Annotated in this window: 24 protein-coding genes; 6 read left to right on the top strand and 18 right to left on the bottom strand. The window is 59.1% G+C overall.

The genetic code is table 11. From position 1 onward, the window contains the following. Window positions 1-55: 55 nt before the first annotated feature. Window positions 56-949, bottom strand: a complete 894-nt coding sequence (locus K328_RS0100315; protein ID WP_028464269.1) for a DMT family transporter — start codon at window positions 947-949, stop codon at window positions 56-58. A 643-nt stretch (window positions 950-1,592) separates the two neighbouring features. Here K328_RS0100315 and K328_RS0100305 point away from each other — a divergent pair. From K328_RS0100305 to K328_RS0100285, 5 genes are all read left to right on the top strand, one after another. Beyond that, complete coding sequence (locus K328_RS0100305; protein WP_028464268.1) at window positions 1,593-2,141, top strand: cupredoxin domain-containing protein; 549 nt, start codon at window positions 1,593-1,595, stop codon at window positions 2,139-2,141. 32 nt (window positions 2,142-2,173) lie between these two features. Further along, window positions 2,174-3,940, top strand: coding sequence for a copper resistance system multicopper oxidase (locus K328_RS0100300; protein WP_036552911.1), 1,767 nt, complete (start codon window positions 2,174-2,176; stop codon window positions 3,938-3,940). A gap of 24 nt (window positions 3,941-3,964) precedes the next feature. Then, window positions 3,965-4,645 (top strand): copper resistance protein B, encoded by a 681-nt coding sequence (locus tag K328_RS0100295; RefSeq protein ID WP_205620556.1) that lies wholly within the window; start codon window positions 3,965-3,967, stop codon window positions 4,643-4,645. Window positions 4,646-4,732: 87 nt separating this feature from the next. Continuing rightward, window positions 4,733-5,974: an ABC transporter ATP-binding protein gene (locus tag K328_RS21870; RefSeq protein WP_051284216.1), complete on the top strand. Its 1,242-nt coding sequence runs from the start codon at window positions 4,733-4,735 to the stop codon at window positions 5,972-5,974. After that, the gene (locus tag K328_RS0100285; RefSeq protein ID WP_028464265.1) at window positions 5,971-6,435 is read left to right on the top strand and encodes a copper chaperone PCu(A)C; all 465 of its coding nucleotides are present in this window, start codon (window positions 5,971-5,973) and stop codon (window positions 6,433-6,435) included. The genes K328_RS21870 and K328_RS0100285 overlap by 4 nt, the downstream gene beginning before the upstream one ends. Window positions 6,436-6,509: 74 nt before the next feature. Here the strand turns inward: K328_RS0100285 and K328_RS0100280 are convergent, their stop codons facing one another. From K328_RS0100280 to K328_RS0100235, 11 genes are all read right to left on the bottom strand, one after another. After that, window positions 6,510-7,847 carry an APC family permease gene (locus K328_RS0100280; protein ID WP_028464264.1) on the bottom strand — a complete coding sequence of 446 codons (1,338 nt, stop codon included), beginning with the start codon at window positions 7,845-7,847 and terminating at the stop codon, window positions 6,510-6,512. Beyond that, on the bottom strand, window positions 7,844-8,560 hold the full coding sequence (locus tag K328_RS26225) for a TVP38/TMEM64 family protein (protein ID WP_084608016.1): 717 nt from the start codon (window positions 8,558-8,560) through the stop codon (window positions 7,844-7,846). Before K328_RS26225 ends, K328_RS0100280 begins: the two co-directional genes overlap by 4 nt. Beyond that, window positions 8,557-9,222, bottom strand: a complete 666-nt coding sequence (locus K328_RS21860; protein WP_036552909.1) for a methyltransferase family protein — start codon at window positions 9,220-9,222, stop codon at window positions 8,557-8,559. The genes K328_RS26225 and K328_RS21860 overlap by 4 nt, the downstream gene beginning before the upstream one ends. Further along, window positions 9,215-9,496 carry a DUF2933 domain-containing protein gene (locus K328_RS26220; protein ID WP_084608015.1) on the bottom strand — a complete coding sequence of 94 codons (282 nt, stop codon included), beginning with the start codon at window positions 9,494-9,496 and terminating at the stop codon, window positions 9,215-9,217. Before K328_RS26220 ends, K328_RS21860 begins: the two co-directional genes overlap by 8 nt. Window positions 9,497-9,584: 88 nt before the next feature. Then, window positions 9,585-10,682, bottom strand: coding sequence for a YncE family protein (locus tag K328_RS0100265; protein WP_156901127.1), 1,098 nt, complete (start codon window positions 10,680-10,682; stop codon window positions 9,585-9,587). Window positions 10,683-10,890: 208 nt separating this feature from the next. Continuing rightward, window positions 10,891-11,256 (bottom strand): hypothetical protein, encoded by a 366-nt coding sequence (locus K328_RS0100260; protein WP_028464262.1) that lies wholly within the window; start codon window positions 11,254-11,256, stop codon window positions 10,891-10,893. Window positions 11,257-11,362: 106 nt separating this feature from the next. Continuing rightward, window positions 11,363-11,728 carry a c-type cytochrome gene (locus tag K328_RS0100255; RefSeq protein WP_036552905.1) on the bottom strand — a complete coding sequence of 122 codons (366 nt, stop codon included), beginning with the start codon at window positions 11,726-11,728 and terminating at the stop codon, window positions 11,363-11,365. A gap of 1 nt (window position 11,729) precedes the next feature. Beyond that, window positions 11,730-12,209 carry a c-type cytochrome gene (locus K328_RS0100250; RefSeq protein WP_036552904.1) on the bottom strand — a complete coding sequence of 160 codons (480 nt, stop codon included), beginning with the start codon at window positions 12,207-12,209 and terminating at the stop codon, window positions 11,730-11,732. After that, the gene (locus tag K328_RS0100245; protein WP_084608014.1) at window positions 12,206-12,514 is read right to left on the bottom strand and encodes an SHOCT domain-containing protein; all 309 of its coding nucleotides are present in this window, start codon (window positions 12,512-12,514) and stop codon (window positions 12,206-12,208) included. Before K328_RS0100245 ends, K328_RS0100250 begins: the two co-directional genes overlap by 4 nt. Before the next feature lie 25 nt (window positions 12,515-12,539). Beyond that, entirely contained in the window at window positions 12,540-12,965 is a 426-nt protein-coding gene (gene cueR / locus K328_RS0100240) for a Cu(I)-responsive transcriptional regulator (protein WP_036552900.1), read from the bottom strand. 59 nt (window positions 12,966-13,024) lie between these two features. Continuing rightward, window positions 13,025-15,496 (bottom strand): heavy metal translocating P-type ATPase, encoded by a 2,472-nt coding sequence (locus K328_RS0100235; RefSeq protein ID WP_028464257.1) that lies wholly within the window; start codon window positions 15,494-15,496, stop codon window positions 13,025-13,027. Window positions 15,497-16,131: 635 nt separating this feature from the next. Here K328_RS0100235 and K328_RS0100230 point away from each other — a divergent pair. Then, on the top strand, window positions 16,132-16,848 hold the full coding sequence (locus tag K328_RS0100230) for a Crp/Fnr family transcriptional regulator (RefSeq protein ID WP_051284214.1): 717 nt from the start codon (window positions 16,132-16,134) through the stop codon (window positions 16,846-16,848). Between the two features lie 17 nt (window positions 16,849-16,865). Here the strand turns inward: K328_RS0100230 and K328_RS0100225 are convergent, their stop codons facing one another. The 6 genes from K328_RS0100225 to nosZ are packed head-to-tail and all read right to left on the bottom strand — an operon-like array spanning window position 16,866 to window position 23,384. Beyond that, window positions 16,866-17,864 (bottom strand): FAD:protein FMN transferase, encoded by a 999-nt coding sequence (locus tag K328_RS0100225; RefSeq protein WP_245577357.1) that lies wholly within the window; start codon window positions 17,862-17,864, stop codon window positions 16,866-16,868. Beyond that, window positions 17,861-18,460: a nitrous oxide reductase accessory protein NosL gene (locus K328_RS21855; RefSeq protein ID WP_156901126.1), complete on the bottom strand. Its 600-nt coding sequence runs from the start codon at window positions 18,458-18,460 to the stop codon at window positions 17,861-17,863. Before K328_RS21855 ends, K328_RS0100225 begins: the two co-directional genes overlap by 4 nt. After that, window positions 18,457-19,287: an ABC transporter permease gene (locus tag K328_RS0100215; protein WP_028464254.1), complete on the bottom strand. Its 831-nt coding sequence runs from the start codon at window positions 19,285-19,287 to the stop codon at window positions 18,457-18,459. Before K328_RS0100215 ends, K328_RS21855 begins: the two co-directional genes overlap by 4 nt. A 3-nt stretch (window positions 19,288-19,290) precedes the next feature. After that, window positions 19,291-20,196, bottom strand: a complete 906-nt coding sequence (locus tag K328_RS0100210) for an ABC transporter ATP-binding protein (RefSeq protein ID WP_028464253.1) — start codon at window positions 20,194-20,196, stop codon at window positions 19,291-19,293. Beyond that, the gene (locus K328_RS21850; RefSeq protein ID WP_036552897.1) at window positions 20,193-21,473 is read right to left on the bottom strand and encodes a nitrous oxide reductase family maturation protein NosD; all 1,281 of its coding nucleotides are present in this window, start codon (window positions 21,471-21,473) and stop codon (window positions 20,193-20,195) included. Before K328_RS21850 ends, K328_RS0100210 begins: the two co-directional genes overlap by 4 nt. Before the next feature lie 3 nt (window positions 21,474-21,476). Then, window positions 21,477-23,384 (bottom strand): TAT-dependent nitrous-oxide reductase, encoded by a 1,908-nt coding sequence (nosZ, locus tag K328_RS0100200; RefSeq protein ID WP_028464252.1) that lies wholly within the window; start codon window positions 23,382-23,384, stop codon window positions 21,477-21,479. Window positions 23,385-23,407 lie beyond the last annotated feature (23 nt).

Genomic DNA, 23,407 nt, shown 5'->3' with positions numbered 1-23,407 from the left:
ACCGGCGCGTTGCCGCTGAAAATTATTTGGGGTGCTGCTGGCCCGGCCCGGTTGATTAAGTATCGACCTCTAAAGACCTTGTCCCACGACGCGTGACCAAGCCCACACCGAGAATTGTGAGCGCGATGCCAACTAGTTGCGGCCAGCCCAAAGTCTCGTCGTAAAACAGGAACCCCATCGTCAAGCCGAAGATTGGGATCAGGAAACTGAAGGCATTTGCTCGGTTGAGTTGGGTCTTCTCCAGCACAGAAAACCAGAGCCAATAGACCAAAGCCGTTCCGAGTAGGCTGAGGCCCAGGAGTGCGCCCACGAACGTGAGCGACCATCGGATCGACGTCGGATCTTCCATGGTCCATGCACTCAGAGCGAGTGGAATACTGCCTATCAGCATTTGGAGGCCCATGGCCATAAGGGCATCCACCTTGCCCGCAATTCGCTTAATCAACACATTGCTGACGGTGATGCCCAGCGCGGCTAGGGTAATGTAGGCCACGCCGATGATGTAGTTTTCCTGCCCGCCGGAGAAGAGCCTAGTTGACGTGATGGCGAGAATCCCGACAAAACCCAAGAGCAGCCCAACCTTACCGTGGGCGTTGAGCCGTTCGTTGAGGACGGCGCCCGCCAGTACGGCTGCTAGCAACGGCTGGGTGTTGGCGATCACTGTCGCAATGCCGGGGGAGACGAATTCCGCTGCATGAAACATGCCTACAAACCCCAGGGTCGTGGCGCCAAGGCCGACGATGGCCACCATCGCCCAGATTTGAGGTTCCTTGGGTAGCGGCCGCCGCAGCGCGACCGCCAGAAGGGTCAGCGTCACGCCCGCCAGAAACGCGCGTAGTGCGGCGAAGGTCATGTGGGGGGCGAACTCGATACCGGCGGTTATCAGAGGGAAACAAGCGGCCCAAAGCATCATCACCAGAATGATTTTCGCAATTGTCGCGATTGACATCCGTCCAGCTCCTCGTCCTCTGACCAATGCAAGAAATGCCGTTTACGGAGGATCACCGCTCGACGCACCAGCGCACTTTCTTTGGAAAATGGAGGCGATGCAATAGCATCAACCAACGAGAGCCAGAGCCATCGTCACAGAATGAGGATCGGTGTCTCCATTCACCTGACGACGGAGAGAAAATCTTCGGGTATCCCGAAAATAGGCGTTGACCCTCCACCTAGTGGAGACATTAAATATATGCTGATGTTGAGAAACGTACTCATAGTTTTTTTCCTGTTGCTGGCGACGACACATCCGTCGTTCGGCTCTGTGGATGCATTGCATTCACATACCCAAGATTGCACGGAACAGCAGGCCCATAGCGAACATGCACACAGCATGCGTGGCGACGAGCGCGGACAGGACTGCGGAACAGTCGCGATTGGGCATTGCGTTTCCGGTTTTTTTGCCCCCACAGGGGTAGGTTCCGATTTAATTTTCTCTGAGTCGACCCTTTCATTCCACACGATACATCAGACCGTTATCGGCCTTAATCTAGAAGCGGACATACCCCCTCCGCGATTCTGACCGGACTTCATCTAAAAATAGCGCACCCGTGCGGGAGCGCTCTGAAGCTCAGTTACATCGTGAAGGAACAAACATGCTCCGTTCTAAACTTTTGAGTGCCGTTTTCGGCGCCAGCCTTTCTCTTGCTTTGATCTCCTCTGGCACGGCTTTCGCCGCAGGCTCACACGGTGGTGGCCACGACATGAAGATCGGCAAACCGGGTGATCCCGCAAAGGTGTCGCGGACTATCGAAATCACCATGTACGACAATTACTACGAGCCTGAATCCCTCGATATCAAGGAAGGCGAGACCGTTCGTTTCGTCGTCCGCAATGCCGGAGAATTCGTGCACGAGTTCAATATTGCCACAGCTGCGATGCACGAGGCGCACCGCCCCGAAATGATGATGATGATGGAGCACGGCGTGCTCGAGCCAGACCGCATCAATCACAAAGCGGCCAAGGCCATGCAGGCCTCCATGGGACACGGCATGCACAAGGAGGCGAACAGCGTTCTCCTGGAGCCGGGCAAGTCCGGCGAGATCGTCTGGACCTTCCCGAAGCATGCGGACCTGGAGTTCGCCTGCAACGTGCCAGGTCACTACGAGACCGGCATGCACGGCCCGGTCAAGCTCAGCCACTAGAACCCGTCCCCCCTTTCTCAAGGAGTATTGCAATGCCATCATGGTTGTTGCGCCGAGCCCTCGTGCTCGGCGCCGGCCTGGCGGTCGCGCTCACAGGCGCTGCCAATGCCGGCGAATACAATCTCACCGTCGATCGCGTCACGGTCGACACGGGCACCTTCTCCCGCTCCGGGATCGGCTATAACGGCGCCTCGCCGGGCCCGGTCCTGCGCTTCAAGGAAGGCGAAGAGGTCACGATCAACGTGACCAACAATCTCTCGGAGCCGACCTCGATCCATTGGCACGGACTCATCCTGCCATTCGACCAGGACGGCGTGCCTGGGATCAGCTACGACGGGATCGCGCCCGGCGACACCTTCACCTACAACTTCCCAATCGTGCAGGCCGGAACCTACTGGTTCCACAGCCACAGCGGTTTCCAGGAACCGGACGGCGCTTACGGCGCGATCGTGATCGAGCCAGAGAAACGCGAACCGTTCCGCTACGACCGCGAGTACGTCGTGCAACTGACCGACGCGCATCCCCATTCCGGCAACCGGATCATGCGCAACCTCAAGATGATGCCGGACTACTACAACCGGCAGCAGCGCACCCTGTTCGATTTCCTGAAGGACTCCCGCGAGCAAGGCTTCGACGCCGCGCTCGCGGACCGGGCCGCATGGGGCGACATGCGTATGATGCCGACCGACGTCGAGGATCTGCAGGGCTTTACGCCATTGATCAACGGAAGGAGCACGGAGCAGAACTGGACCGGCCTCTTCAAGCCGGGCGAGCGGGTTCGTCTGCGCTTTATCAATTCCTCGGCAATGGCCTATTTCGACATCCGGATCCCCGGCCTTAAGATGACCGTTGTGCAGGCGGACGGGAACAACGTCCTCCCGGTTCCGGTCGATGAATTCCGCATCGCAGTGGCAGAAACATATGACGTGATCGTACAGCCGAAGGACAATCGCGCCTACGCGATCTTCGCGGAGTCGATGGCACGGACCGCATCCGTCCGCGGAACGCTTGCCACCGCCGAGGGCATGGCGGCGGAAGTCCCGGACCAGCGCATGCCGCCCCGGCTCACCATGGCCGACATGGGTATGGCACACGAGGGTATGGATCATGGATCGATGGACATGGGCGGCATGAGCCACACCATGCCCGACGGCAGCACCATGCAAGGCATGAACCATGGCGGAGCAGGTATGACCGGAATGGCCAGCGGGGCGCACAAGATGCCCGATGGCTCCACGATGAAAGGCATGGATCACAGCGGGCATGGCAGCATGGCCGCGTCCGACCCGTTCTATGCGCCGGGCAGCGGCCTGACGCCGACTGCGGCGAACGGCGGCAAGTTCTTGTCTTACAAGGACCTCCGCGCCCAGAAACCGCTTTACGAGCATCGCGAGGCAACCCGCGAGATCGAGATGCGGCTGACCGGCAACATGGAGCGCTACATCTGGTCGATAAACGGGGTCAAGTTCAGCGACGCCGAGCCGGTGCGGCTGCAATATGGCGAGCGGGTTCGCTTCAAGTTCGTCAACGAGACCATGATGACTCACCCAATGCATCTGCACGGCATGTGGTCGATCCTCGATGTTGGAAAGGGCAAGTGGAACCCGATCAAGCACGTGGTGAGCGTTGCGCCCGGGACCACGGTCTTCATGGAAACGGAGGTCGACGCGCCCGGCCAGTGGGCTTTCCACTGCCATCTCTCCTATCACGCAGACAGCGGCATGTTCCGCAAGATCGTGGTCGAGGGCGGCCCGGACGGCAAATCCGCACAAGTACCAAGTTCCAAGACGGAGGGTTGACCGATGCGGAGAACGCTTTCAGCGATGTTTGTTCTGCCCGCGATTCTTTTTGCCAACGCCGCATCCTCGGAAGAATGGTTCTGGGGCATTCAGGCCGAGCAGCTGGAATGGCGGAGCGGCGAAGGTTCGGAGGCTTATGCCTGGGACGCCGACGCCTTTGTCGGCACGGACGAGCTCAAGTTCGTCCTGCGCAGCGAGGCCGAATATGGCACCGAAGAGGACTCATTCGAGACGCTCGAGAATCAGTTCCGGCTTCAGGTCCCGGTCAGCAATTTCTTCGATGCCGTCGTCGGCGTGCGCTATGACAGTCCGGACAACGGACCTTATCGCACCTACGGCGTACTCGGTCTGAAGGGGCTGGCCAAGCAATGGTTCGAGGTGGATGCGGACCTTTACCTTTCCGAGTATCCCTCTGCCCGCTTCGAGATCGAGTATGAAGGTCTTATCACTAACCAGATCATCTTCACCCCGAGCATCGAACTGGACCTGCCGCTGGCCGACGATGAGGCGACAGGGCGAGCTGCCTTTGGACCGAAACTGGAGATCGGCGGGCGCCTCAGCTACGACCTGCTTGATCGGGCCATCGCCCCATATGTCGGCGTTCACTGGGAGCGGACTCTCGGCGAAAGCGGGCGGCTGGTCCGGGACGAGGGAGAGGATGACGACGTGGTTTCCTTCGTCGTCGGGTTCCGGGTCATGTTCTGACCTGTATATCTCATCGACTACTCCGGCGGTCCACTTCGCCGGAGTAGTTGAAACCCAAAATACCGATATACGGCGAGAACCCTGAAGATGATCGATCCCCGGCATCCGTTCCTGGACGAAATCATTCATGCACTGGGCCACAAGATAGGACCATCGGTCCCTATGTGGCTGCACCCGGTAATGCATGTCGTATTGGTCTGGGCGCCGCTCGCCCTGGTCACCGTGGGTTTGTATTTCCTGGTCAAGGCGCTTTGGAACAATGCGCGCGCAAGGGCAAAATCACTCCCGTCCAAGCGAACCTATGCGCAGGGTGAAGCGGGGATATATGCGTTCGTGCTCAGTTACTCGGCACGGAAACAGGCAATGCTGATCGCAGCCGGCCTCCTCTCGCTTCCCATCCTGTATGCCACGCTCGAACTGCCAAAACTGATCATCAATAACGCACTATCGGAGGCTAGACCGGAATCAGTGATCGACCGGTTCGGCTTCTCGGAAACAACCCTACTATTCGTGCTCAGCGGATTGTATCTCCTCGCCATTGCCGCAAACGGCCTCGCCAAGTACTGGCTCAATGTTCGAAAAGGACGTGTCGGTGAGCGCCTTCTCCGTCGCCTTCGCCTGACCATATTCCGGCATTGGCAACGCAGGGCTCACGGAGAGCGGGATACCGAAGTCATCCCGCTGATCACACAGGAAATTGAGCCGATAGGCGGATTTGCTGCCGATGCGTTCGCTGTTCCCGTTTTCCAGGGCGGGACTCTGGCGACAATCTTGTTTTTCATGTTCCTCCAGGACCCCGTACTCGGCGCAGCCGCCCTGACCCTGCTGCCGGTTCAGCTTGCACTGATCCCTAAAATCCAGCGGCGTGTGAACGCGCTGACACGAACGAGAGTTTCCGGAACCCGGGCCTTCGGCCGAGAGCTTGGAGCTGTTTTGCAGGACAGTGGCGCCCCGCGTTCGTCCGGTATCCGGTTTTCCATACGCAAGAGGATCCGGTTTCTCGAGGAAGTGCGTGAAAAGATTTACCGCTGGAAATTCTTCCAGAAAGCGCTGAACAACTTCCTGACCTCGCTCACCCCGTTTTTCTTCTACTCCATCGGAGGGTACCTTGTCCTCGAGGGTCGCCTGACGATTGGCGCGCTTGTCGCCGCGCTTGCCGCCTACAAGGACATCTCAGCACCTCTGAGGGAGCTTTTTCAACATTATCAAATCCTTGAAGATGTGAAGATTCGCTACGCAGCACTTCAGGACTTCATTCACGAAACCCGCCACCAGAGCGGTGACGAAGAACTTGTGGATCTTGGCAACATGGAGCGGAGGACAGCATGAGACTGGATGTCATCAAGGGAAAACCGGCTCTCCGCGCCGGGCTCGCCATATTTGCCTCCCTGATGTTTTCAGAGGGCTTCGGACATGCGAATGCGGACATCTCCAAAGATGTCTTCGATGCCATCTCCATTGAGCAGCTCTCCGTTGAACCTGCCACGCAAGGGGCTTCGGCGCGTGTCAAGTTCGCCATAGAGAATGAGAGCGGACAGCCGCTCACACTCACCGGGGTGAGTTCCGGCACAGCGTCGTCCGGTGCCTTGCGGCTGCGCTTTCCAATCACCGGAATGAGCCCTGTCCCCGAGCTGGCGATTCTGGATCGCGAACGCCTAGACCTCGGAACCTCGCATGTCGAAGCGGTGCTGCTTGATGTCCGGGAACCGATCAGTCATGGCGACACGGTTCATCTGACCCTTCACTTCCGCAGGTTCAGCATTCCCGTCGTCGCCCACGCCCATCCGTGACGCTCAACGGGTGTCGATGGCTTTGAAGGCGGAGCGTTCCCCCTAGCAGGTCGCCCTGTCACGAAGCTTCGTCCTCAATGGCTGTGTTCGGTTTGCGGAGCCAGCCAACGAGCCAGATAGAAGCGCTCGAAGACGAAGACCGAGATAATCGCCCCGGCCGCGTAAAACACGATCATTGGATCGGTATCCAGCTTCATCAGAGTGAATGCAGCAAGCACGGTGCCGTCAAATCCGAGCGCCAGCAGCAACACCGGCGCCGACGCTCCGATCTCGTGGCGCCGGAAGCGGAACACACCCCAATGCACCACCATATCCATCACGAGGTAGAAGAATGCACCGAGTGACGCAATCCGGCTCAGGTCAAAGAAAACAGCGAGGATCGACGCGATCACCACGGTGTAGACCAGCGTGTGTCGCTGGATTGTCCCGGACATGCCGAAATGGCTGTGGGGGATCATCTTCATGTCCGTCAGCATGGCAAGCATGCGGGATACGGCGAAGACGCTCGCGAGGACGCCTGAAACCGTTGCAACGGCTGCGAGGAGCACAGTCATATAAAAACCGGTCTTGCCAAAAGCCGGCTCAGCTGCTTCTGCTAGGGAATAGTCCTTTGCAGCAATGATTTCGTCGAGGCTTAAGCTCGAGCCGACCCCGAAAGCGACGAGAAGATAGGTTAGCACGCAAATTACGATCGAGATCATGATAGCGCGGCCCACATTGCGATGCGGGTTCGTGATTTCGGCACCGCTATTGGTGATGGTCGTGAACCCTTTAAAGGCTAGGATTGCCAAGGCTACAGATGCGACGAAACCTATCGGGCCGAACGAGCTTCCGGGATTGGAGGAAGAGGCTGCAAAGCTGAAGCCGCTTGACCAGAGTGCGGCGATCCCGAACAGGGCAATACCGCCGATCTTGACAGCGGCCATCAAGATCGAGAACAACCCCACGGACCGGTTTCCGGCAATGTTAATCAGAAACGCGAACACGATGACCCCAACCGCGAGTATCGGCACCAACGGTCCGTCCGCGATATCGAAGGGGCGCAGCACATAAGTCGCGAAAGTTCTCGCAACGAGACTCTCGGCGATAACCATACTCAGCGCCATTAGGAGCGCGGCGCCGGCGGCGACTGCCCCCGGTCCGTAGCATTTTTGCAGGATCATTGCGATCCCGCCGGAAGAGGGCCAAGCGTTCGACATGCTGATGTAACTGTAGGCGCTGAACCCGGTGATTATGGCCCCAACGATGAAAGCCAGAGGAAACAAAGGCCCTGCCAGTTCTGCTATTTGGCCCGTCAAGGCGAAGATCCCGGCGCCGATCATGACTCCGGTTCCCATGGCGACGGCGCCACCGAGTGACAATGAGTCGGCTTGATAGCTTGCTTCGCGTTTTTCGTTTTTGGCGCTGTTCATTTGATCGAGTTCTCCTCAAGTGTTTGCGCGTAGGTTTCTGGGCTTCCGGCCCTGGTTCTCCAAAGACCGAAAATGATGCCTATACCCGACAAGAGTCCGAGCCCCGTGAGACTGAAAAGGATGTCCATGCCGTCATCTTCTATCGCCCTGAGACCGGCGCCGGTATGCGATAGCAGGAACGTCGCCGGTATCATCCCGGCGGCGGTCGCGAGGGCAAACCACGACCGATCCAAGCGAGTGAGGCCTGCGGCATAGCTGATCACGTCGAAGGACACAGCCGGCAGCAAGCGGGCGATAAATACGACCGTGGTGAGGCCGACTTGGGAGTTCACCGTTCGCGGAAGCGAGATCGTCCCGATCCAGCGGCCAATCCGTTCTCGCCCGAACCGTCTGGCGAGTTCGAATGCGATTAGTGCGCCGATCTCGGCACCAGCAAGTGCGTATATAGTGCCCCATAGATGCCCGTAGACCGCTCCCGCCGCCAATGTGATCGGGGCGCTTGGTATGGGGCTGAACACGACAGCGGCTGCCATGATGAGCATGAGAATCACTGGACCCCATTGACCGGTATCCGCGATCTTGACCACGATTTGGTCGGCGGACCACCAAGGCACCGCTGAGGCGAGCGCATAGAGTAGTCCGGCCATGGATATGACCGTGACCGTTGCAGCTATGTGTTTGACCGGCAATGTGAAGCGATAGCCGAAGGTCAATTTCGAGGGCCTCCACTCGATGGAAGCGGATCTCCGAAGCGTGGGATGAAACGGGGTGTCCGTTCGGCATAGCGGCGGTATTCTTCGCCGAAGGCGGCTTCGGCGGCCTTTTCTTCCGACAGTGACAGGCGCCAATACATGAACAGCAGAACGGGATACATCGCGATGGTGAGTAGCGTCGGCCATTGGACGAGAAACCCGGTCAGGATTGCGACGAAACCGACATACTGAGGATGCCGGATACGCGCATAGAGACCGGCTACGGCGAGCCTTCCCTCCTTTTGCGCCTGATGGAGGGCGGGCCATGCTGCTGACAGGAGAAGGAAGCCGATGCCGAGCAAGAGAAAACTTAGAAGGTGGAACGGCCCAAAATGGGGATTGTTTTCCCAGCCGAATATCATTTCCAGGAGATGCCCCGATTCATGAGCGAGCCAGTTGATATTCGGATAGGCGCTCTGCAGCCAGCCTGACAGCAGGTAGATGGTCAGAGGAAACCCGTACATCTCCGTGAATAGAGCGATCAAAAAGGCGCTGAAGGCACCAAAAGACCTCCAGTCGCGTTTCGTCTGCGGCTTGAAGAAGCTGAAAGCGAAAATGATGAACACGGCCGAATTGATGATCACCAATGACCACAATCCGTAGTCAGCCTGCGGCTCAGTCATTATTCCGCTCCCCGGCTTGTTCGCCGAATGATCTCGGTGTTTCGTTTCCTTTTTTCGATCTGGGGCTGTGATCGGAATCGGCCGGAGCTTCGTTGCCGTGCCCGTGTCCTCCATGCATGAAAACATGAAGCAACGGACATGCAAGAAGTAGGAGATAGGGGAGGTAGGGTACGGCTAACTGAATGTGGGCCGAGTGCTCTGTCCAGAGGAAGTATCCGGCGATTAGAATAAATCCTGCGTAAGCAATAGACCTGCGATTAAACAAGGAGTTCATTTATACCATCCAACCAACAGCTCCGAGGCTGTCGTTCAATGTGCTTCGAGTAACTGAGGAAGGGTAGATCCGGTATCGAATCCACCATTCATCTGACTACGACCATTTGATGCCCCACTCCGGAGAGTTGGAACCTCTTGACCACTGCGCCGCTCGAGATGTCGACCACCCAAGCTTCTGGGTTAGCTCTGGATGAGACTAGAGCCTGACCAGAATTCGGAATCGTGGTCACGTGATATGGTTCGGAACCAAGAGGGTAGGTCGCAATCGAGCCTGATTTTAGGTTTATGGACGCAACGGCATCGCTTCCTGTAACTGCGACAAACAGACGTTCTCCGTCATCTGACAGATCGAGACCGTGAACTTCACTATCGATGGCAATGTCTCGGAGAACTTTACCGGTGTTGACATCCAGCTCGATGACGCGGCCTGTCCCGGCATCTGCGATGTAAAGAGTTCCGGTACCCAGTCCGTACGCCATATGCTCAGGCGCTTCTCCCGCGAGAAAATTGCGCCTAACAAATGCGCGCGCAAGATCGACTTCGCTTACAGTCCCGTTCCCGGTGTTCGTCACAAAAGCCGTTTGGGATGACTGTTCAATGATTACGTAATTAGGCATCGGGCCGGTTGGAACCCATCCGGTGACCTCATAGTTGCTCAAATCGATTATAGAGATGCCGTCGGCCCCGGGATGGGTGGCAACTGCGTAGCGGCCATCTGGGGACATCGCCGTGTGATGTACTGCACCGGGAACTTCTAATCGACGAATGATAGTTCCTGAAGCTCGGTCGATGATGGAGAGGATGCTGATACCTGCAATGTCTGGCCCGATCGCTCTTCCAGAGGCCCCATGATGAGCAGTATGCTCGTCAGCAGTTACGGAAGCTGGAGCCTCCACGGGCTTGTCCGTTTCTATAAGGCTTCCGGCGACGAGAACGCCGGAATTCGCTGTTCCAGACAGACCGTGGACCGCTTCCAATCCGTCAATTCGGCGGATCGTAGATCCGTTTGCACCATCGACAACGAGAACCGAATTCGCGCTCCCTTCCGGGATATAAATTGTCTGGGCATAAACCATACTGGAGGTGAAGCTCAGGATAGCAGTAACAATGATCGCCCCAAATGGCATACAGAATGGGACTTTCAGGTGAGATGAGAAAGCGCTAGCAAAGGAATTCGCTGTCACGAGACAGCACCGGGATCGCTGAGAAAATCTCGACGACATCGTTCTCTCCATGGATTCTGGTCATGACCCTCGGAGGTCACCCCCAGAGAGATCAGGCGCTTGAATATTTTTCAGATTGTTTGGCAGAGACCAGGCGGCCCGGAATTACGGAGGCACGCCTTAGCCCCATCAAACGGCTCGCCAATTGGCCAAGCCTTCGGAAAAGCCATTAGACCGATTTGCTCAACGATGGCGGCCTGAGCAGGCCAGTCACAGCCAATCCGTCACCAAGGAAATTCGACTGGGAATGGAAATGTCTCGAAACAAGATGGAAAAGCCGCAAAACATCATTCGCGACAATAAAAGTCAGACAAGCGAATGTGAGATGACAACGCACCTCCGGATCGGAGGGAGAAGTGTTTTCTGAATCAGTGTCCTGTTCGTCAAAATCCTGCACGGTCAACTCGGTATGATGCGCTTGGGATTCCCACGGATCGATCACGACAGCATTGTTGGCAATTAGAGACAGAAAGGCCATTGCGACGAAAAGTGGTGCCGCCCAATAAGCTCTCTTTCTGCCAAAAATGCCAAGCATTCTCTATCTTCCTATTTTCGAGTAACTTGGACAATCTCAGCGTTTGGTGCCTTGATCCAGATCAAGAAGAAAGCGTACAGAAACACTTTCGCTACCCCCCATTCTCTCACCGGATCCCGTTTGCAAGTTGCAGAGCGCGAACGTACTTAACGATCATCTCGACTTGCTTCTCGGTCACGCCATTAACGGGCTTCATATCTCCGAACCGCCAATGATGGGCTCGTGCGCCGCGCAGGGCTGCGAGATAGAAGGATTCGTCGCTATGGTGGCCCGCCGCATATACACGATGCAGGAATGGAGGACCCTTGTCGGTCCCCACGCCATTTATTCCATGGCATGCTGCGCAGAATTTGTCGTAAGCGATTTTCCCAAATACTGCCGCGCCTTTCAGGTCTGGTTGTCTGACCTCCTGGCTCCATGCGGAAGTGGACAGAACCAATAACGCAATCGCAGTCGATGTAAGGACTCGCATACTATTCTCCCTTGTCCGAACGCGTGACTTTCTGTTGCCTTTGCTGAATTTCCCGTGGCCAGGTACTCTTGATGAAAGACAGCACGGCAACGATGCTTCGATCGTCGAGGATCTCGTCAAAGCCGGGCATGTCGCTCTCGTATCCGTTACCCACCAAAACGGTCGGACCGAATTTTGTCAGTTCGAAGATGATGCGATCCGGGTGATGCCACGTATGGCCGCTCTTATCGTGAGGCGGTGCGGGTAGCCGCCCGTCCGCTCTTCTTTGTCTCCAGGACGGCTGCCCCTCCAGATTATGTCCGTGGCAAACTGCGCAATTTTCGGCGTAGATAATTTTCCCGGCGGTCACGAGCTCCGGATTGTTGGTATCCAACGCGGGGGCCGACGTATTGTTCTGTCCCTGCCAATAAAAAGCGGCCAAGCCGGTTCCGATAATCGCGACGATCGCAGCGGCCCCGAGTACGATGTTTCGGGCCTTCACCGCGAAAGTGCCTTCTTTCGATCCTCGAACTCTTCTCTGTCGATTTCCCCTCGTGCGAAACGCTCTTCAAGGATGCGCAAGGCGGAGCCGGCACTGCTTCCAGACCCGAACAAGCGGCTGACGACAACAATTGCGACAATGATCAGTCCAAGCGCGACCAGCATCATGAATGGCCCCATGAACCAGCCGCCGTACATCATGTGTTCGCCGTAGAAACCGTCGCCTGGAGCTGCTGTCGCGGTGCGCGCGAGGGCCGCTGATCCAGCTAAAGCAGTTAGGCTGCAGATACCTTGTCGGATTAGCATGTTTTGTCCTCCCGTGTGCGTGAGCTTAGTGACGTATAAGGTTCCCGGAGCTACCGTCGCCGGAAAGATCGTTGATAATCGGACATTCAGGGCGATCGTCCCCAGCGCAATGATCGAGAAGGTGAACAAGAACCTCACGGAGATTTCTCAATTCGACGATCTTCACCTCGATCTCATCCAGGTTTTTCTGGGCAAGTCTCTTCACGTCGGCACTGCTCCTCCCCGAGTCCTCATAAAGCGACAGAAGCGTTCGACAATCATCGACGCAGAAACCAAGACTCCGGGCTCTTTGAACAAAGCGCAATTTGTGGATCTCGATGTCTCCATACTGCCGGTAACCGTTCTCGGAGCGTGGAGCCACAACCAAACCGATATCCTCGTAGTAGCGGATTGTCTTGACCGGCAGGTTCGACGCTCTTGATGCTTGACCTATATTCTTGAGAATGCTCATTTTTTCCTCACGAGCTGTAAGCGCCGGATGTGTGCGGCCCAGTAAGGTGCCACGTAGCCTTACTTTAGCCGGACTCGTTTGAGACGCAGCGCGTTGCCGACCACGGAAAGCGACGAAAGGCTCATGGCCGCCGCCGCAAGGATTGGAGACAACAGAATCCCAAAAACAGGATAGAGCACACCCGCAGCGATCGGCACGCCGGCTGCGTTGTAGATAAAGGCAAAGAACAGGTTTTGACGGATATTTCGCATCGTCGCCGTCGACAGGTGACGCGCTCGTACGATGCCCTGTAGATCGCCCTTTACCAGCGTGAATCCAGCGCTCTCGATTGCAACATCGGCTCCGGTACCCATCGCAATGCCGACATCCGCCTGTGCCAGCGCCGGCGCGTCGTTCACACCGTCGCCAGCCATTGCAACCTTTTGGCCCTGCCCTTGGTGCTCCCGGACGATGTTGACCTTGTCTTCCGGCAAGACATCAGCGCGAAACTCCGCAATTCCAAGGCGATCGGCGACCGCTTTCGCGGTCCTGGCGTTGTCGCCTGTCGCCATAAGAATCCGTAGCCCGGCATCCCGCAGCGCCTTGAGTGCTGCCGGTGTAGTTTCCTTTATCGGGTCTGCCACTGCGATAAGACCGGCCGCCTTTTTGTCAATTACGACGAACATCACTGTCTCGCCGTCATTTTGACGGGCCTTGATCGCCTCGCCCAGTTCTCCGGTTTCAATGTTTCGTTTTGAAAGAAGTCTTTCGTTGCCGAGAGCGACCTCAGTTCCGTCGATACTGCCGACCACCCCCATACCCGTGATTGCTTCAAACTCACCGACAGAGCGTAGAGTAAGACCTCTTTCCTTTGCGCCCTTCACGATGGCCTCGGCAAGGGGGTGTTCCGAGCCGCGCTCCAGGCTTGCCGCGAGCGTCAGAAGCTCAGTTTCGTCAAATCCTTCCGCAGTTTCCACAGCAACCAGCTTTGGGCGCCCCTCGGTCAGAGTGCCCGTCTTGTCCACAACCAGTATAGAGACAGCGGAAAACCGTTCGAGAGCCTCGGCGTTCTTGATAAGCACGCCAGCTTCTGCGCCTCGGCCCGTCGCAGTCATGATGGACATCGGCGTTGCGAGCCCGAGCGCACAGGGGCAAGCAATGATCAGCACCGAAACGGCGACAACCAATGCATAGGCCATGGCCGGCGGCGGGCCCCATATTGACCAAGCAGCAAAAGCCGTGGCCGCTATCAAGATGACAGCAGGGACAAACCATCCGGCCACGGTGTCAGCTAGCCGCTGAATCGGCGCTCTGCTGCGTTGCGCCTGACTCACCATGTCGACGATTTGGCTGAGCAGGGTGTCCTTGCCGACGCGCCGCGCTTCCATGATGATCGAACCCGACTGGTTGATCGTCGCGCCGGTCACGGTGTCTCCGGATGATTTCTCCGTGGGAATAGACTCGCCGGAGATCATCGACTCGTCAATCGATGTGCGACCTTCATGGACGACGCCATCGACGGGAACCTTTTCTCCCGGTCGGACGCGTAACCGGTTGCCGACGACCACTTGATCAAGATCAATCTCTTCCTCTGTTCCATCGTCCCGGACAATGATCGCAGTCTTTGCCGCAAGGCTCAGCAGGGCTTTGATTGCTCCCGACGTCTTTTCTCGAGCGGACAGTTCCATGATCTGACCGAGTAGAACCAGAATCACGATGACCGCTCCGGCCTCGTAATAGACACCGACCGACCCGTCACTGTTTCTGAAGCCATCGGGGAACGTCTGTGGCAGAATCGTTGCAATCAAACTGAAACCATATGCCGCCCCGACACCGAGTGCGATCAGGGAAAACATGTTCAGGTTTCGGGAGAGGAACGATTTCCAGCCACGCACGAAAAATGGCCAGCCGGACCAGAGTATGACCGGCGTTGCCAGAACGAGTTCAGCCCAACTCGCCATCTGTTCGCCGAGCCATTCGCGAACCGGTATGCCTAAGTGCGGCCCCATGGCCAAAACCAGAACGGGTAGAGTCAGGATCGCACCAACCCAGAATCGCTTGGTGAAATCGATCAGTTCAGGGTTTGGGCCCGCGTCGGCCGAGGGCAACAACGGTTCAAGCGCCATGCCGCAGATCGGACAGTCTCCGGGGCCTTCTTGAATGATCTCTGGATCCATCGGACAGGTGAAGAGGGTATCTTCCGGCATCGGCTCATGCGCTGGCCTGCCGGTCATATAAGTATCGGGAGCTGCCAGGAATTTGTCTTCGCACAAGGACGAGCAGAAATAAAATTTCTCCCCGCCATGTTTTTGCATATGCGCGGCACTGGAGTGGTCAACCGACATGCCGCAGACCGGGTCCTCGCTCCTCAGATAACTCTCGGGGTCGGACTGGAACTTGGTCAGGCATTTTGGATTGCAAAAGTGATACAGGTGACCCGCATGATTGAGTGTCAGATCATCTTTTCTATGCTCGACAATCATGCCGCACACCGGATCCCGGGTAACAATCGTCTTCCCGGAACTCCGCGTTTCTGACGACAAATTGACCATAGTCAGCTCGCTTCCAGATCTATTTAGTTTGATGATAATTGACTCTGGTCCTTCCAGTTGGTGGAGGGTCAAGAGATATGATGGGAATTTTTTAGATAGTTAGATCGATGGTTTGTGGTGGCAGCTGTAAGAACATGCCTCAACTGTGGGCTGCATGCTTAAATTATGAGAAGTTTTTATAAAATTAATAGTATTATCAAAGTGTTATGACGTTATAAGTTTCGATCTTATCCGGGCTTGTTTGGCGATCCCCGTTGGGTCCGGGCTCTATTCCGCGTCCTTCGGTCGCTCCGCGGAGCCCCGCAAGCGGGTCTCCGCCCATGCCGAAACGATCCCTATCGCGCAGCACCACTGCCCGCTTCGGGTGGGAAGCGGTCGTTCGCTGACGCAACATGGACCGGTGTTCTGCTGGGCTTGTACCTCCCCGACACTTGCAATCACATCCCGGCTGAGGGGTCGAGACCGGATCTCGTTTCAAATCAGCAAATATCTACTGAGCATCAAACACGCCAGAATAGTTCAAGTCTTGGGTTCTTAGCCTGTCGGGTTCCAGAGTAAAGCGGATATACATCTGGATCGCGGTGAACTCTGGCTCTAGAACCAGCGTCGATGCACCATGATCTTCAGGTGGCCTTATGACAATCAAGTTCTCTCCGGAAGACACCGCCCTTATCCGGCAGGCTTCGCTCTTCAAAGACCTGAGCGAAGGCGCCCTCACGACGCTGCTGGCCGAAGCCGCAGTCAAGTCAATGGGACGCAACGAGACCCTGTTCATGCAGGGAGACCCAGCGTCTGCTTTCTTCATCATCCTGGAGGGATGGGTAAAAATATACCGTCTGACTCATTCCGGCGGAGAGGCAGTGGTCGGCGTGTTCACGCGCGGTCAGAGCTTCGCGGAGGCAGTCGCTTTTACGTCCGGCGTCTATCCCGCCAGTGCCGAGAGCGTCACGGACACACGGATCCTGATTATTCCAACACGGCGCCTGCCGGATGTGATTCGCAGTGCCCCCGAGATCGGTCTGAAAATGCTCGCGTCACTCTCTCAGCATCTTCACGGACTGGTCCACCAGGTCCAGCAGCTCAAGGCCCATACGGGGGCCCAGAGACTGGCTGAGTTTCTGCTCTCTCTGGCGCCTGTGGACACCGGGGCCTGCACGATTGTCCTGCCATATGACAAGGCGTTGATCGCGGGGCACCTCGGCATGAAGCCGGAAAGCCTTTCCCGCGCCTTCCTGCGGCTTCGGGAATACGGCGTACGGGTCAAACAGAACATGGCGACGATCAGCGACGTCGAGATCCTGCGAGATTTCTTCGAGCAGGAGCGCGCCGAGATCCTGCGCTCCCGGGGCTGATCTTCCGGACGGCGGTGTCAGCCGCGGAGCCATTCGACTTTGCCCGACATATCGATCAGTCGGGCGGAGACGCTCGGAAACGCCTTTAGAACCCCCGCCAGCGCATCACGTCCGCAGACAAGCGCCGCCGTCGAGAGCCCGTCCGCCAGCGCCGCATTCTCCGCGATCACGCTTGCCGCGGCGAGTTCCGCGCGCGCGGGGAGTCCGGAACGCGGATCGAGGATATGCCCGACACGGCCGGCGGCATCGAAGGTGGTGCCAAGACATGCCGAGCTTGCGACGGCCCGGTTGCGAAGGCCGAGCTTGCCGGTCGCGGAGCCGGAACGCTCCGGATCGAGAGTGACCCGCCAGCCGTCTCCGCCACCGTCCGATCCGGTGGCCCGGATCTCTCCGAGATCGGCCAGGACATCGGTCATGCCTTCGCTCTCCAGCAAAACAGAGACGCGGTCGGTGACGAAGCCCTGGGCGATGCCGTTCAGGGTAAGCGCCATGCCGGCGCGCGGGAAGCGGATCTGATCCGTGCCGCTCGCAACCGCATCGAAACCCAACATACTGCGAGCCGCTTTGATTGCCGCTTCTTCCGGCCCTTTCTCAGACGCTGCGAAGCCTTCCGCATAGGCCTGCCAGAGCGGCTGTACCGACGGATCGAACGCCCCACCGGTGACGCCATGCAGACGGTGACAGAGTGTGAGAAGCTCGACCAGGTCGAGCGGTGGCGCGTCGAGCCGGCCATCCTGATTGAGGCGCGAGAGCGCGCTTTCCGGCCGGTAAAGACTGAAAATCGACTCCAGGCGGCGGATCTCCCGCTCAACGCGGGCGAAGATCCGCTCCGCTGCCGCCTTGTCCTGATGCGCCAGACGGATCTCGGCGGCCGCTCCGAGAGCGATGCCCTGCCAACGCCGGACCGGCACGCTGGCACGCGCGGCGAGCGGGACCGCAGCCAGTCCGGCCGCGGCTGCCGAGATCGCGAGAAACCGGCGACGGGACAGACCCGCGGCGCCCTGTGACATGCTCATGGCTTTACCTCTCCCGCATATGCGGCGTGATGCATTCCGGTAGCGTGACCGCCCCCGGCGGGCTCGGAGCGTGACATCGGGGCGCCCGGATTCCCCGAGTCCACGGGAGCGAGGACATATTCGGAGGGAATCTCTCCGAAGCGCACGACCGCGCCGCCATTTTCGCTCACGAAGGCATCTGCCGCCGCGCGCGTGCCGAACGGAATCGCTTCCGGCGCCCCCATGCCGCCGAGCTGGCGGCTGCCGATGACGAACCAGGCCGCCTCGGCATCGATCCAGTTCGCGGTGCCGGGCTGGGCCCAGCTTTCGGCCTTGGCCATGTCGTTCACGTAGATTGCGACATAATCCTTCGGCTCCTCCGGCAGACGGGTGAAGGCCACCGCGTCACGAACCTGGGTGAACCAGAAGGGATGGCTGTTGCCGGCAAGATGAATCTGCGCCTTCGGGCCGTCATGCTCGAGCACGGTCATCTGACAATAATGGCCTGCCGCCTCCAGGGTGAGCTGGACCGGCGCCGGCTTCACGGACGCGGCCTCCTCCTTGCAGCCGGCAACGGCGAGCACGAGAACGAACAGAAGAGCGAGGCGAGGCATCATGGCGAGATCCTCCGGACAAGTGCGACGGCGAGCGAGAGTGTCAAAATTGTGAAAGCAGCCATGGCCGCGAGCGCGGCGGCGGGCGCGAACGGCAGATTTTCCGACACCCCAGCCATGCCGCCGACAAGGTCGCTGGCCCCGAGCGCGGAGAGGTTGAAGAGACGGAACGCGTCAGCCGGGTTGAAAAGAATGGCGAATGGCAGCGCCTTCGCGGCAAAGAAGCCTTCGGCGTCAGCGACCAGCGCTCCGAGCAGCGCGAGATCATAGAGCACGACGAGGAGAAGCCAGACGCCGACGGCCAGGGCTGCCGCCGTGGTGGCCTGACGGGTCAGCGCGCTGAGCACGTAGCCGACCGCGAGAAAGGCAAGACCCAGCAACGCCGAGGTCGCGATCAGGCGCAGGAAATCGATCAGCCCGGTCGCCGAACCGGCGCCGCTCGCGAACAGAAGTGCCGACGTGGCGCCATAGCCGAAGACCAGGGCCAGAGCCAGTACGGCGAGATGGCCGACCGCCTTGCCGACCAGGAATTCGCCGCGCGAAATCGGGCAGGAAAACACCAGTAGCAGCGTCCCTCGGTCGATCTCGCCGGCGACGGAATCGAAGGCAAGCAGCAACGCGATCAGCGGCACCAGATAGACGGATAGCGTCGCCAGCGAGGCTACTGTAACGGTCATGCGGTCGATCCCGAGCGTGCCGGCCGGGGCCGAGCCGAGAAGCGCCAGAGCCAGCGAAAACGCCGACAGGATCACCGCCGAAAGCAGGATCCAGCGATTGCGCAGGCCGATGCGGATTTCCTGGGCCGCGATGGTGAGAATGCGGGTGAACATGTTTCAGGCACCTTTCCCGTCTGCGCCGGAAAAATGGCGGTATATGTCGTCCAGACTGGGCAGGCTGATGTCGATGTCGGACACCAGAGGGCCGAGTGCGGTGATCGCGGCGAGACGCGCGGTCTTTTCTGACGGATCGCAGATCAGTTCGACGGACCGGCCGTTGACCCTGGTCCCGCCGAGCCTGCTGGCGATCTCTTCCACATTCGCCTCGGTGCCCTGGACCTTGAGGCGGATTGGCAGGCGGGCCGCCGCCCGCAGGCTGGCAAAGGTATCGTCGGCGACGAGCTTGCCCCGCGAGAGAATCAGGATGCGGTCGGTCCGGGCCTCGACTTCCGTCAGGGCGTGCGAGGACAGCAGGACCGTGGTGCCGCCCGCCGCGACCTCCTCGACGATCTCGTAAAAATTCTGCCGCGAGATCGGATCGAGACCGCTGGTCGGCTCGTCGAGGAGCACCAGTCTTGGGCTGGCGATCAGCGCCTGCGCCAGACCGAGACGCTGGCGCATGCCCTTGGAATAGGTGCCGACGCTCCGGCGACCGGCGTCGGCGAGACCGACGCGGTCCAGCAAAGGCATCGCTTTCCGAGGATCCGCGCCTTTCAGGCGGGCGAAAAAGCGCATGACCTCTTCGCCGGTCAGCGATTTGTGGAAAGCGACGGCCTCCGGCAGATAGGCGGCGGCGTTGCGCGCTCCGGCCGATCCGGGCGCCGCTCCCAGCACCGAGATCGCGCCGCTGTCCGGCACGAGAAAGCCCAGGATCAGTTTGAACAGGGTGGTCTTGCCGGCACCATTATGGCCGAGCAGCGCCACCCGCTCGCCGGCCGCAAGTTCGAAGGAGACGCCGTCGACGACACGGTGCGCATCGAAGCTCTTCACCACCCGGTCGAGATTGAGGGCGGAACCGTTCATCCGTCTGTTCCCGCGCGCGGGGTTGCGATTTCGGGGGCATGCATCAGCGGCGCGCTGTCGACGATGCCGCCCGGCAGGAGCGCCGGAAACTGTGACTGCGTCCAGCGCAGCAGCTGGACCGCGGGGCTGCCGATCAGCAGTTTTGCCGCCGGCTGCGTCCAGAGAATCTGATCGACCATGTCGTTCGGCCTGTAGACCGTATCGGCGATGCCGTCTCCATTGGCGTCGAACGCGGCGTGATCGCTCCAGTAGTTGCCGCGCCCGCCACCGCTCCATTCGAGATTGCGGCTGCCGACATACTTCACCTGCGTCCGGTTGCCGATGAAGGCATTGCCGGAGAACTCGTTGCGCGCTGACCCGGCGGTGAAATGAATGCCTGTCGGGCACGCCTCGAAACGGTTGCCGGTGACGGTGTTCTTGTTCGCATTGTACATGAACAAGCACTTCTCGCCGCCTGCGCGGACAAGGTTCCCGGCGATCTCCGCGTTGTTGGCATAGTTCAGCATCAGGCCGTGATTGCGGTCGCCGATCGAAGCATTGCCGCGAACCGTGAGACGGTCGGAAAACATCAGCGCATAGCCGATATCGTTGCCGATCGAGAGATTGCCGATTATCTCGCCGTCGTTGCCGTGCATGTAGTGGATCGCGAAGCGCAAATCCTCGAACCGATTGCCACGGAAAACGTCCCTGTGGCTGGTGTTGACGAAGATGCCGTCGCGGCCGAAGCGGATGGTGTTGAATTCGGCCAGCAGGCCCGGCGCGTTCCAGACATAGATGCCGTTGCCGCGCTCGTTCATGCGCAGGTCCCGGCGCCCCTCGATCAGGTTGCCGGCGACATGCGCATCCTTCGCGCCATGCACGTCGACCCCGACCAGATTGTCGAGAATGCGATTGTCGCGCACTTTCGCCCGCACGGCCTTGCCCGTCAGCTTGACGCCGGCATCGAGCGTCTGCTGCGAGAGTCCCGAGCCCGTAACGGTCAGGCCGATGATCGCGCCGTCCGCCGCGTCGACCGTGATCACACTGCCTTCGCCGATCCCGACGACGGCGGCATGACCGCCGCCGTCGAGGGTCAGGGACCGGACGATGACGACCGGTCCCTCATGTGTTCCGGGCGCGAGGCGCAGCACGTCGCCGTCCTCGGCCGCCCGGATGGCTTTCCTCAGCGCGTCCCCGCCCGCTGGCACGCTACGCTCGGCCGCCACCGCCGGCGCACCGAGGCCCGCCGTAAGTGACAGAGCGAGCAGGATGCCGCTTATGGAGAGAACGCGCTTCATCGCTCAGGTCGCCCGCGGTTCGACGAACATCCGCCCACGCATTTCCATGTGCAGGGCATGGCAGAACCACTGGCAATAGTACCAGTGCACGCCGGGACGCTCCGCAATAAAGGTCACCGAGGCAGTCGCCTGCGGCGCCACTTCCATGGCAACACCGAAGTTCGACATGCAGAAACCGTGCGTCAGGTCATCGATATCGTCCAGATTTGTGACGTATACCGTTACTTCGTCGCCCTGCTTTACGGTGAACTTCTCAAGACTGAAGGTGGGCGCTACCGAATACATGTAGACGCGCACCTTGTTCCCGTCGCGGATCACATGCGCGGCGTCCTCGAGATCGACCCCGTCGGCTTTCGCCTGCGCGATCGCGTCGGCGAACATGGGATGATTGCGGTCCCACGCCGTCTTCGGGTTGAGCTTCGAGCGGTGGACGATGATGCTGTCATGCGGCTCGGCGAAGGTCGGGCCGTCATGCACCACCTTCATCTCGTCCGATGAGATGTCGATGAGCTGCTCGTTCTCCGGCTTCAGCGGGCCGACATTGAGGAACCGGTCCTTGGAGAACTTGTTCATCGATATCAGCCACTTGCCGTCCGCTTCCGCGGTCTCGCCCATGGAGGTCGAGTTGTGGCCCGGCTGATAATGGACGTCGACCTTGGAGATGATCGGGTCCACATCCTCGCCCGCATATGCGCGGATCGCCTTGTCGATGTTCCATTTCACGACCTGGCTGTCGAGGAAGAGCGTGGTGAAGGCATTGCCCTTGCCGTCGAAGGCGGTGTGTAGCGGACCGAGGCCGAGCTGCGGCTCGCCCACGATGGCCGAGCGCGGGTCGGCGTCGCTCTCGAACAGTGCATCGAGCTTGGTCACGTCGATGATCGAGACGGTCGGCGAGAGCTTGCCGGCGATCATGATGTGCTTCTTGTCCGGTGCGGCGTTGCAGCCGTGCGGGCTGTTCGGGATCGGGATGTAGCGGGTGTATTTCGATCCCTTGCGCCCGTCGAGCACCGGCACGCCGTTCAGCATCTGGAAATCGCCGGCCTTCACGCCTTCCTCGATCCGCTTGATGTTGTACACGACGACGTGGTCGAGCTCGCTTTCCGTCATTTCGGCCAGGTTGGTGCCCATCTCCGAGTTGTAGCTGGTGGAGAAGGCGTACTTGCCCTGGTAGTCGGCATCGCAGTTGTCGAGGTTGCCGCTGACGATGACCTGCCAGGCGACCTTCATCTCATCGCCGTCGATCGCGGTGAAGACGCAGGAATACTTGTCCGGTTCATCCAGGATCTTGCCGTCGTTGACGAGCGGAGCCTCGTGCTCGCCGTTGGCGAAGATGTAGCCGGTCCGCGGGTACTTCTGCGGCCGCATGCCGTGGATGTCGTGCGCGTTCGGGATCTCGATGATCTTGTCGCATTTCATCGTGGCGCAGTCGACGCGGGCGACCCGGGTGTTCGCCTTGTCGTTCATGAACAGATAGCGGCCGTCATAGGTACCGTCGGTGAACGACATGTGCGGGTGATGCAGGTCGCCGTTGTCGTAGGTCACCTTGCCCTGGGCGGCGAGGTAGGCCTTGGTTTCCGGGAGGAGGCCTTCCGTCAGGATCTTCAACGACTCATTGGTCTGCCCCCAGCCGGTTGCGGAGCAACGGTTGAACACCGGCACCCGCATCAGCTCGCGCATCGACGGAACGCCAAGGATACGGAGCTCGCCGGACTGCCCGGACGACCAGAAGCCGTAATACTCGTCGAGTTCGCCGGGGGAGAGCTCGAACTTCTGGCCACCCTCGGCAGCCTTGGCCGGCAACGGATTGGCGATCGTGGTCGCCCCCATGCCGACAGCCACGAGCGCGGTCGTCGCCGTGCCGCCGAGCAGATCGCGGCGGGAAAAACCAGAGACTTTGCTATCTTCCGTCATGACGTATCTCCTTGTTTCGTCTT

Source organism: Nisaea denitrificans DSM 18348, assembly GCF_000426505.1.
GTDB classification, from domain to species: domain Bacteria; phylum Pseudomonadota; class Alphaproteobacteria; order Thalassobaculales; family Thalassobaculaceae; genus Nisaea; species Nisaea denitrificans.
This window is presented reverse-complemented; position numbering and strand designations above follow the sequence as displayed.

Excerpts from the sequence above, each read along its gene's own strand:
- K328_RS0100305 (WP_028464268.1), top strand. The coding sequence starts at position 1,593 with ATGCTCCGTTCTAAACTTTTGAGTGCCGTTTTCGGCGCCAGCCTTTCT.
- K328_RS21870 (WP_051284216.1), top strand. The coding sequence starts at position 4,733 with ATGATCGATCCCCGGCATCCGTTCCTGGACGAAATCATTCATGCACTG.
- K328_RS0100235 (WP_028464257.1), bottom strand. The coding sequence starts at position 15,496 with ATGGTCAATTTGTCGTCAGAAACGCGGAGTTCCGGGAAGACGATTGTT.
- K328_RS0100260 (WP_028464262.1), bottom strand. The coding sequence starts at position 11,256 with ATGCTTGGCATTTTTGGCAGAAAGAGAGCTTATTGGGCGGCACCACTT.
- K328_RS0100230 (WP_051284214.1), top strand. The coding sequence starts at position 16,132 with ATGACAATCAAGTTCTCTCCGGAAGACACCGCCCTTATCCGGCAGGCT.
- nosZ (WP_028464252.1), bottom strand. The coding sequence starts at position 23,384 with ATGACGGAAGATAGCAAAGTCTCTGGTTTTTCCCGCCGCGATCTGCTC.
- K328_RS0100225 (WP_245577357.1), bottom strand. The coding sequence starts at position 17,864 with ATGAGCATGTCACAGGGCGCCGCGGGTCTGTCCCGTCGCCGGTTTCTC.
- K328_RS21860 (WP_036552909.1), bottom strand. The coding sequence starts at position 9,222 with ATGACTGAGCCGCAGGCTGACTACGGATTGTGGTCATTGGTGATCATC.
- K328_RS0100255 (WP_036552905.1), bottom strand. The coding sequence starts at position 11,728 with ATGCGAGTCCTTACATCGACTGCGATTGCGTTATTGGTTCTGTCCACT.
- K328_RS21855 (WP_156901126.1), bottom strand. The coding sequence starts at position 18,460 with ATGATGCCTCGCCTCGCTCTTCTGTTCGTTCTCGTGCTCGCCGTTGCC.
- K328_RS0100280 (WP_028464264.1), bottom strand. The coding sequence starts at position 7,847 with ATGAACAGCGCCAAAAACGAAAAACGCGAAGCAAGCTATCAAGCCGAC.
- K328_RS0100285 (WP_028464265.1), top strand. The coding sequence starts at position 5,971 with ATGAGACTGGATGTCATCAAGGGAAAACCGGCTCTCCGCGCCGGGCTC.
- K328_RS26220 (WP_084608015.1), bottom strand. The coding sequence starts at position 9,496 with ATGAACTCCTTGTTTAATCGCAGGTCTATTGCTTACGCAGGATTTATT.
- K328_RS0100210 (WP_028464253.1), bottom strand. The coding sequence starts at position 20,196 with ATGAACGGTTCCGCCCTCAATCTCGACCGGGTGGTGAAGAGCTTCGAT.
- K328_RS0100300 (WP_036552911.1), top strand. The coding sequence starts at position 2,174 with ATGCCATCATGGTTGTTGCGCCGAGCCCTCGTGCTCGGCGCCGGCCTG.
- K328_RS21850 (WP_036552897.1), bottom strand. The coding sequence starts at position 21,473 with ATGAAGCGCGTTCTCTCCATAAGCGGCATCCTGCTCGCTCTGTCACTT.
- cueR (WP_036552900.1), bottom strand. The coding sequence starts at position 12,965 with ATGAGCATTCTCAAGAATATAGGTCAAGCATCAAGAGCGTCGAACCTG.
- K328_RS0100295 (WP_205620556.1), top strand. The coding sequence starts at position 3,965 with ATGTTTGTTCTGCCCGCGATTCTTTTTGCCAACGCCGCATCCTCGGAA.
- K328_RS0100215 (WP_028464254.1), bottom strand. The coding sequence starts at position 19,287 with ATGTTCACCCGCATTCTCACCATCGCGGCCCAGGAAATCCGCATCGGC.
- K328_RS0100245 (WP_084608014.1), bottom strand. The coding sequence starts at position 12,514 with ATGCTAATCCGACAAGGTATCTGCAGCCTAACTGCTTTAGCTGGATCA.
- K328_RS0100315 (WP_028464269.1), bottom strand. The coding sequence starts at position 949 with ATGTCAATCGCGACAATTGCGAAAATCATTCTGGTGATGATGCTTTGG.